The 6,013-nt window shown below is 56.5% G+C and carries 9 protein-coding genes; 2 read left to right on the top strand and 7 right to left on the bottom strand.

The window, feature by feature from the left end:
- Window positions 1-367: 367 nt before the first annotated feature.
- A complete protein-coding gene (locus tag BLR51_RS27565; protein WP_131821905.1) occupies window positions 368-631 on the top strand; it encodes a hypothetical protein in 264 nt (87 codons plus the stop codon).
- A 58-nt stretch (window positions 632-689) separates the two neighbouring features.
- Here BLR51_RS27565 and BLR51_RS26460 read toward each other — a convergent pair whose 3' ends face one another.
- From BLR51_RS26460 to BLR51_RS27570, 5 genes are all read right to left on the bottom strand, one after another.
- Window positions 690-1,955, bottom strand: a complete 1,266-nt coding sequence (locus BLR51_RS26460; protein WP_131821906.1) for a plasmid recombination protein — start codon at window positions 1,953-1,955, stop codon at window positions 690-692.
- Window positions 1,956-2,125: 170 nt separating this feature from the next.
- Entirely contained in the window at window positions 2,126-2,332 is a 207-nt protein-coding gene (locus BLR51_RS26465) for a hypothetical protein (protein WP_089852543.1), read from the bottom strand.
- A 7-nt stretch (window positions 2,333-2,339) separates the two neighbouring features.
- Window positions 2,340-2,741, bottom strand: coding sequence for a DUF2442 domain-containing protein (locus BLR51_RS26470; protein WP_089852544.1), 402 nt, complete (start codon window positions 2,739-2,741; stop codon window positions 2,340-2,342).
- The gene (locus BLR51_RS26475; protein ID WP_089852545.1) at window positions 2,734-2,973 is read right to left on the bottom strand and encodes a DUF4160 domain-containing protein; all 240 of its coding nucleotides are present in this window, start codon (window positions 2,971-2,973) and stop codon (window positions 2,734-2,736) included. Before BLR51_RS26475 ends, BLR51_RS26470 begins: the two co-directional genes overlap by 8 nt.
- A 42-nt stretch (window positions 2,974-3,015) precedes the next feature.
- Window positions 3,016-3,288: a hypothetical protein gene (locus BLR51_RS27570; RefSeq protein ID WP_131821907.1), complete on the bottom strand. Its 273-nt coding sequence runs from the start codon at window positions 3,286-3,288 to the stop codon at window positions 3,016-3,018.
- Window positions 3,289-3,646: 358 nt separating this feature from the next.
- On the opposite strand from BLR51_RS27570, the gene BLR51_RS27575 reads away from it, so the two are divergent.
- Window positions 3,647-4,234: a hypothetical protein gene (locus BLR51_RS27575; protein WP_131821908.1), complete on the top strand. Its 588-nt coding sequence runs from the start codon at window positions 3,647-3,649 to the stop codon at window positions 4,232-4,234.
- Between the two features lie 73 nt (window positions 4,235-4,307).
- Here BLR51_RS27575 and BLR51_RS27580 read toward each other — a convergent pair whose 3' ends face one another.
- On the bottom strand, window positions 4,308-4,739 hold the full coding sequence (locus tag BLR51_RS27580) for a helix-turn-helix domain-containing protein (RefSeq protein ID WP_131821909.1): 432 nt from the start codon (window positions 4,737-4,739) through the stop codon (window positions 4,308-4,310).
- 99 nt (window positions 4,740-4,838) lie between these two features.
- Window positions 4,839-5,852: a replication initiator protein A gene (locus BLR51_RS26490; protein WP_311135850.1), complete on the bottom strand. Its 1,014-nt coding sequence runs from the start codon at window positions 5,850-5,852 to the stop codon at window positions 4,839-4,841.
- Window positions 5,853-6,013 lie beyond the last annotated feature (161 nt).

The following is a 6,013-nucleotide window of genomic DNA, read 5'->3' on the forward strand; positions in this document are numbered from 1 at the left end:
TTTGACCCTTTCGGAACCAGAATTTGACCCTTTCGGAACCCTGTGGACAGTTTAATTTTTCAGTATCAGGTGGTTAACGGCATTTTGGAGGGCCGTAACATACTCCGTAGGTAACACTATTAACACTACAGGTTAGATGCCGTGACAGCGGCCTCGATCCCCCCTTCCGAGCGTGACCTTGGGATAAGCGTTGCCATTCCTGCCACGTTCACTCCCCCCGCAGCTATGGAAAACAAGGCAAGGCAAGGCAAGATATGCCTATAGATCAGCATCTAACTTAAAAATCGACGAAAATTCAACTTTGTGTTGACGCGCAAGTGTTTTTTCAACAAAATGTTTAAGGTAGCATTCAACTGGAGTGTGGAGAATGAGCAATATCGAAAGTGTAGGCCGGCTTCGCCAGCTTTTGACTAATGGTCTTCCTGATCTGTGTGACGCTGATGGGCGTCTTAATGTTAAAAACCTCGCAAAGCTTTTGAACATTAGCGACAAAGCCCTCTACGCACAATTTAAGAGAGAGCGCGTTTCTGGAAGACAGATGAACGCTCTTGTTCGGCTGTCTAATGAAACAAGGCCAAGAAAAGGCTTCACGCCACTTAGTCACAGCAACCTTGCTGAATTTATGGCATAATGATTCCATATTTTCTCTCGTCCGTTCACACCAAAAATATGTGAAATGTGCTTTGCGCTTATAGGCCGTAATCGTCTCCACGGTGGCGACTGCGCTGCTGAGGCGACTCCACATCACGAGCTTTCTGAACCTCCGGGATTCGCTCCTGGTGGACAGGTCGGATGTGCTGGGGAGCAGACAGACCCAGATGGCGGTCGTAGCGCTCCACGAGTTCCTGTGATCCGAGTGGCCAGAGGATGCGCGAGGAAAGGTGACTCTCGGGGTTCTCGATGCGCAGGTTTTTCACGAAGGCTTCCGCCTCGGCGCAGAAGTCCCCGCATTTGGCGATCACCGCCCCGAGGTGCAGCCGGTCGGCAAGCGCAGGGAACCACGCACGGCCCGCCTCGTGGCCGTCCTGCTCCTTCAGGCGGTCCCACCCCATCCCGAAGCGGTAAGCTGCCGTCACGACGCTCTCAGCGCCTTTGCGGAAGGCGGTGATGAGCTTCCACGTGTTCGATTCAAGGTCGGTGTAGATTTCGACCCCCTCCCGGTCGAGATCACCCTCTGGCGGGGTGTAGCCGCGGGGATCGTCCCTGTGGCGGCTAATTTCGCCTCTGAGAAGCAGGTAGTCCCTCAGGAGGTCCGTGTCGTTCCAAGACAGCTCAGAGCCCTGTAGGGCCTCTCTGACGCTCTCTACAGGCCTCCGTAGGTCCGACCGGGCCTTGTCCATCACCGCGCCATAGGTTTCCGGCGACAGATGCTGGCGCTGCGTGATCTCTTTCCGGGTGCCACGCACAATCTCGGCGTCCAGATGTTCGCGGCACCAATCGGCCCAAGATGTTTGCAGGGCGGAGTATTCGTTGCGCTCGCCGGTGTCCTGTTTCAGCTCCTGCAGCGCCTTGTTGGTCGAGATCACCGGCTTGCCCCGGCTTTCCCGGACCGGGGAGACCATCACGTCGACCACGGCGCCGCCCTTCTCATCGAGATCGAGGCGGGTGGCGATCACCGATCCCTTGCCGCCCCAGCTCTCGGCCCATGCCTTCGCCTGGTCGAAGAGCTGGCGGTTGTGCGGGTTCTCCGGGTCATGGAGGTTTCCGGCCTTCTGCACCCATTCCGGGGACAGGACGCAGATGGCTTGCAGGCAGAGGGGGGAGCCTTTCCGCTCGCCGGCCCCGAGCTCGGCTTTGTGCGCCTTGAAGGCGGCAAGGTAGTCGCGGTCGTCCTCGGCCTTTGACCAGGCGAGGCCGAAGCCGGGTTCCGCATCTTCCCGAACGCGGGCCTTGCCCGTCTCATCGTGACGCTGCGCATGAAGGGACGCCCCGCGAAGCTGGGCGATGGTGGTCATCTTGTTGACGCGGATAGCTGCTTTGAACATGGGGGCAGCGTAGGGAGGTTGGGGAGAATTGTCATTTCAAATGACAACCCACTAGGCAATTCTCTGCGAGTCGCTCCGCTAATTGCCATTGGGCCAGAGGCGCTGCGCCCTCCTGGACCTCCCGCTACCGACCTCTCCGATCAGGCGTTTTCGGTCCAACACCCTTCGAAATCATTCTCGTCAAAGACCATCTCGGCGACGGCATAGGGCGGGCCGTCGAGCCATGACGGATCATCGCGATCCGAGACCTTGATCGCGATGATCGTGCGCGTGCCGATGTCGGTGCAGCGCCAGACCCCGGTCGCGGTCCGGAACTCCTTGCCGATGGCAAAGTCGCTGTGCTCCATCCCCGGCTCAGGCCTGCTTGCGCGGCCTGCCGCCCTTGCGGCCATTCTCCCGGGCCGCCGCCGCTTTCGCTGCAGAGGTCGCCTGACCGGCGCGGCGCGCCATGTAGGATTTCGTGCCGAATAGTCCTGCCATCAGGCCGGGAACGGACAGGTCTACGTCCAGCGCCTCCCAGTGCAGGCCATAGCCCGCGCCCAAGAGTTCGACGGCCTCGAGCTCGTCTTCGCTGGCGGTTTCCAGCCCCTGCGCGAGGCGAGGCGGAAATGCGAAGGTGCAGCCGTTGGTCAGGTCTACGATAATCCGGCTGTTGCGCCGGTCGTAGCGGACGGCATCCGCGCGGGGTTCGGTCTGTTGCGCCATGCGGCCACGTTCGAGAGCGGCATCAATCTCGGCGTCTGTCAGTTCAGCCATGGATTTCCCTCCACTTGGCAAGAAACAGGTCCTGCTGATCGCGAACAACCTGGACCGCCCGGCGAACCTCGTTGCCCTTCATGCCCTGTGCCCAAACCAGAACCGGCGAGCCGTCGGGGCCGATCAGATTGATCTTGGCCTGGCCATCGCCAAACACATGCACATGGGCTGGTTCGTGATCGTCGGTGAAGATGATGATGCGCAGCCCGTGGGCACGGTAGATGGTGACCATAGGTCTATATAACCTATCCAGTTGGGTTTTCAAGGAGGGCTGTCAGTCGCCGCTGCGTTGCACTTTGGCAAGGTGTACAAGGTTCTGATAATTATATTTTTCCATATCCTCTCCCACGAGGTTATCTTGGAAGTTATCCAACGGGACAGCGATCACCTCTTGCTCCAATCCGCTTCCAGGAAACTCGACAGTCATGATCTTCACCTGTGCGTAAAACGCGACTGGAACAAGGTTTTCAATCTCATCGAATTCGTCTCCGATAAATACATCATGCGCGGGAATAAGGTTTGAAACCTCGACAATAACTCGTTTCATGAAATTTCCTCCTGAGGGATTTTAGCGGCGACTGAATTTCTGCAGAACATCAATGTCATGTCTCAGCCGCAGTCATATCGTGCTTGACCGATGCGAACATAAACTTTCCAAATTACGGTTTTTGAAGATGAATAGACCCCGACTTTCTAGAGCACTGGCGTCGCGTATCCGCGGCGCTCAAAGTAGGCTGGAAGCCCAGATTCAAACCCATATCTGGGCTGAGAAAGACATTCCAGAGATCAGAGACAAGCTAGAGAAGTTCGACGCTGACCCTGTAGGCTGGTCTGAACGTCACTATCCGAGCCACGGTCCAGATTCCTACCCTGTCCAGACCCATATCTGCAGATCGAGAGAGGCGTTGGAACGCAAGCTGGCGCGCCGCGACGACGAGCTTCGTGAACTTGCCGCTGCCCAAGATAATCTTCAGACAGTAGAGGAAGAAGTGCTTGAGCAGGCCAAGCGCATCAGACCAACGACTATCACCGAGCCCTGGCCTAAACCCGTCAAGAGCATTGAAGCTCAAGCGATTGCTCTCAAAAGAATGATCGAGCGCGAACAAGCTCAACACCGACGAGAGCAAGAGCGTCAGGATCTGGAATACACCCGGGAAGAGGCGAGAGAGGCAGAGCGACGTGATCAAGAAGACAGGGAGGCAAGACGAAGACATGTTGCGAAAGGACCGGAGCACGTAATAATCCATCAGATGACAAACAGATTCATTAAGATTGCGTTTGAGAAATATAAATCCTCTCCGGAGTATTCGCGTGCTCAGAATGGAAATTGGGCGGGTGGTCTAATATTTTTTGTTACTAGCCAAATGGGAGAAGAGGCTGGAGCCAAAGGCGCAGAAATCGCAAGAGAGATGATTGTTTCTGCGAAAAGATCCAACGAAGATCTTTGGGACGTCTGCCGTCGGAATGGCTTCTGGACCCCGGATGGCATCTAGAAAACACCCATCAACAGTGATGACTATATCATCCAGACGTCAATGCTTACGCTCGTGCGCTTGGGGGCGTTTTCTAGGAGCGCCGCCACGGCCACCACGAGCTGCGATTCGGTCTGCTGTCAGCCAGAAGTGCTGTCATGCGGCTCTCGGAGCTATCCAGGCGCTTCCGCAGATCGCTGATCGTTTCGGCCATCTGATCCTTCTGAGCTTCAAGGCCGTTGGCTCGCTCATGCGCGACCGCCAGATCCTTTTCTAGTTCAAGAACTCGGGACAAGTTGCTGTCGATAGAACTAAATTCGCCCTGTTGCGCATCGTTGCCTTGGGGCCGTTGCGCATCACCTTGCGCAACGGCTGGCGGGAAAACGCGGTGCAACTCGGATGGCTCGATCTGATAGGAGCCGCTGTCGCCTTTAGTCGCTGAAATTTTGCCATTTTTTATGGCTCTTTGGATTGTTGTCTTGTTCTTTCCGGTGGCCTTTGCTGCCTCGGATAGTGAGTATTTCATGCCGTTGCGCCTTGTTTCTTTCACCCGTTGCGCAGCAGGTTACGTTGTTGCGCCTTGCAACGCTAAGAAAACCTAATCCCGGGGTACCTCGAACTCAGGTTAGCGCAGGCTATCCTGCTTCCCGCAATAGGCCAAAAAGGCAGCGCCAGCGTTCTTCGGCGGGCTCCCTTTGGCCGCTTCGCTCTTGGCGAACGCCAGCCAGTCAGAGCGAAGGGCGTAATAGTCTCGGCCTTTCTCCCTGGCGATGGCCCTCGCCTTGTCTTCGGCCCATTCTGGCAGCCGGATCTCGGGGGATAGGTCGCTCTGCGGCGAACGTGGGCGGAAGATCACCAAGTCGTCTGCGGTCAGCTCCATGCGGTAGAACGGCGTGTGGTCGTCCTCGATAATCTGGCGGATGTTCAAGCGGAACTTCTTGAGGGGCGCATTGCTGCCGGTCTTCTCCTGAAGCTTGGCGAGGCCGATGTGCCATTTCGGCTGACCTCCGCAGTGCTTGCGGCCGATCTCATACAGGCGGCGTTCCAGCGGGCGACGCAGGCGGAAATAGTCGTTCGAGATGGTTATAACCTCGTTGGCTTCAATCGCCCGCATGAACCAGTCAGACAGGACGACTTCGCAATAATCGAGCCGCCACATCCCTTCTTCCCGCATGACGAATCCGGCTTCGTCCACGAGGCTGAAAATCCGCACTTCACGTTTGCCGCCTGTGCGGATCGTCGTGGTGAACTGTGTCCCCTGTAGCCGTTTGAAGGCTTGCTCCAGCCTCTTGTAGTGGTTGCCCCCAATGGGGCGGTTTGTGGAGATGGACAACTCGCGGGCGCTGAACCGGACGCGCTTCCCGATCTTCTCGCCCCGGTTCTTCATGTGCATCAACTGGCTGATGCAGAAGATCAGAATATCCTTGTCCTTGATGGTGGGAAGGCCAAGGCCGGAGGGGACGATTTCCAGTCTGTTTTCGCCATTCTGGTAAACCAGATGCCGCATGTCTGGCTTGGTCGCCAAGGAGAACAGGGGGTGCTCCATCGAGGCGGTGTCGTCCTTAGGAACAACATCCGCGATATCTAGGATGAAGAAGTCTTTCTGGGGGTGTCTATCGGGGAGCAAAGGCATGCTCATAGGCTACGGTAAATTTGACCCATCAGGAACCCAAAATTTGACCTATCAGGAACCATCCGAGGTTCGTTAGATCGAGAACCAGCGTTTGACCCATCAGGAACCCCAAAGAGGCGCTTTTTTGTTTGACCCTTTCGGAACCAGAATTTGACCCTTTCGGAACC

The sequence above is a fragment of the Salipiger marinus genome, assembly GCF_900100085.1.
Classification (GTDB): domain Bacteria; phylum Pseudomonadota; class Alphaproteobacteria; order Rhodobacterales; family Rhodobacteraceae; genus Salipiger; species Salipiger marinus.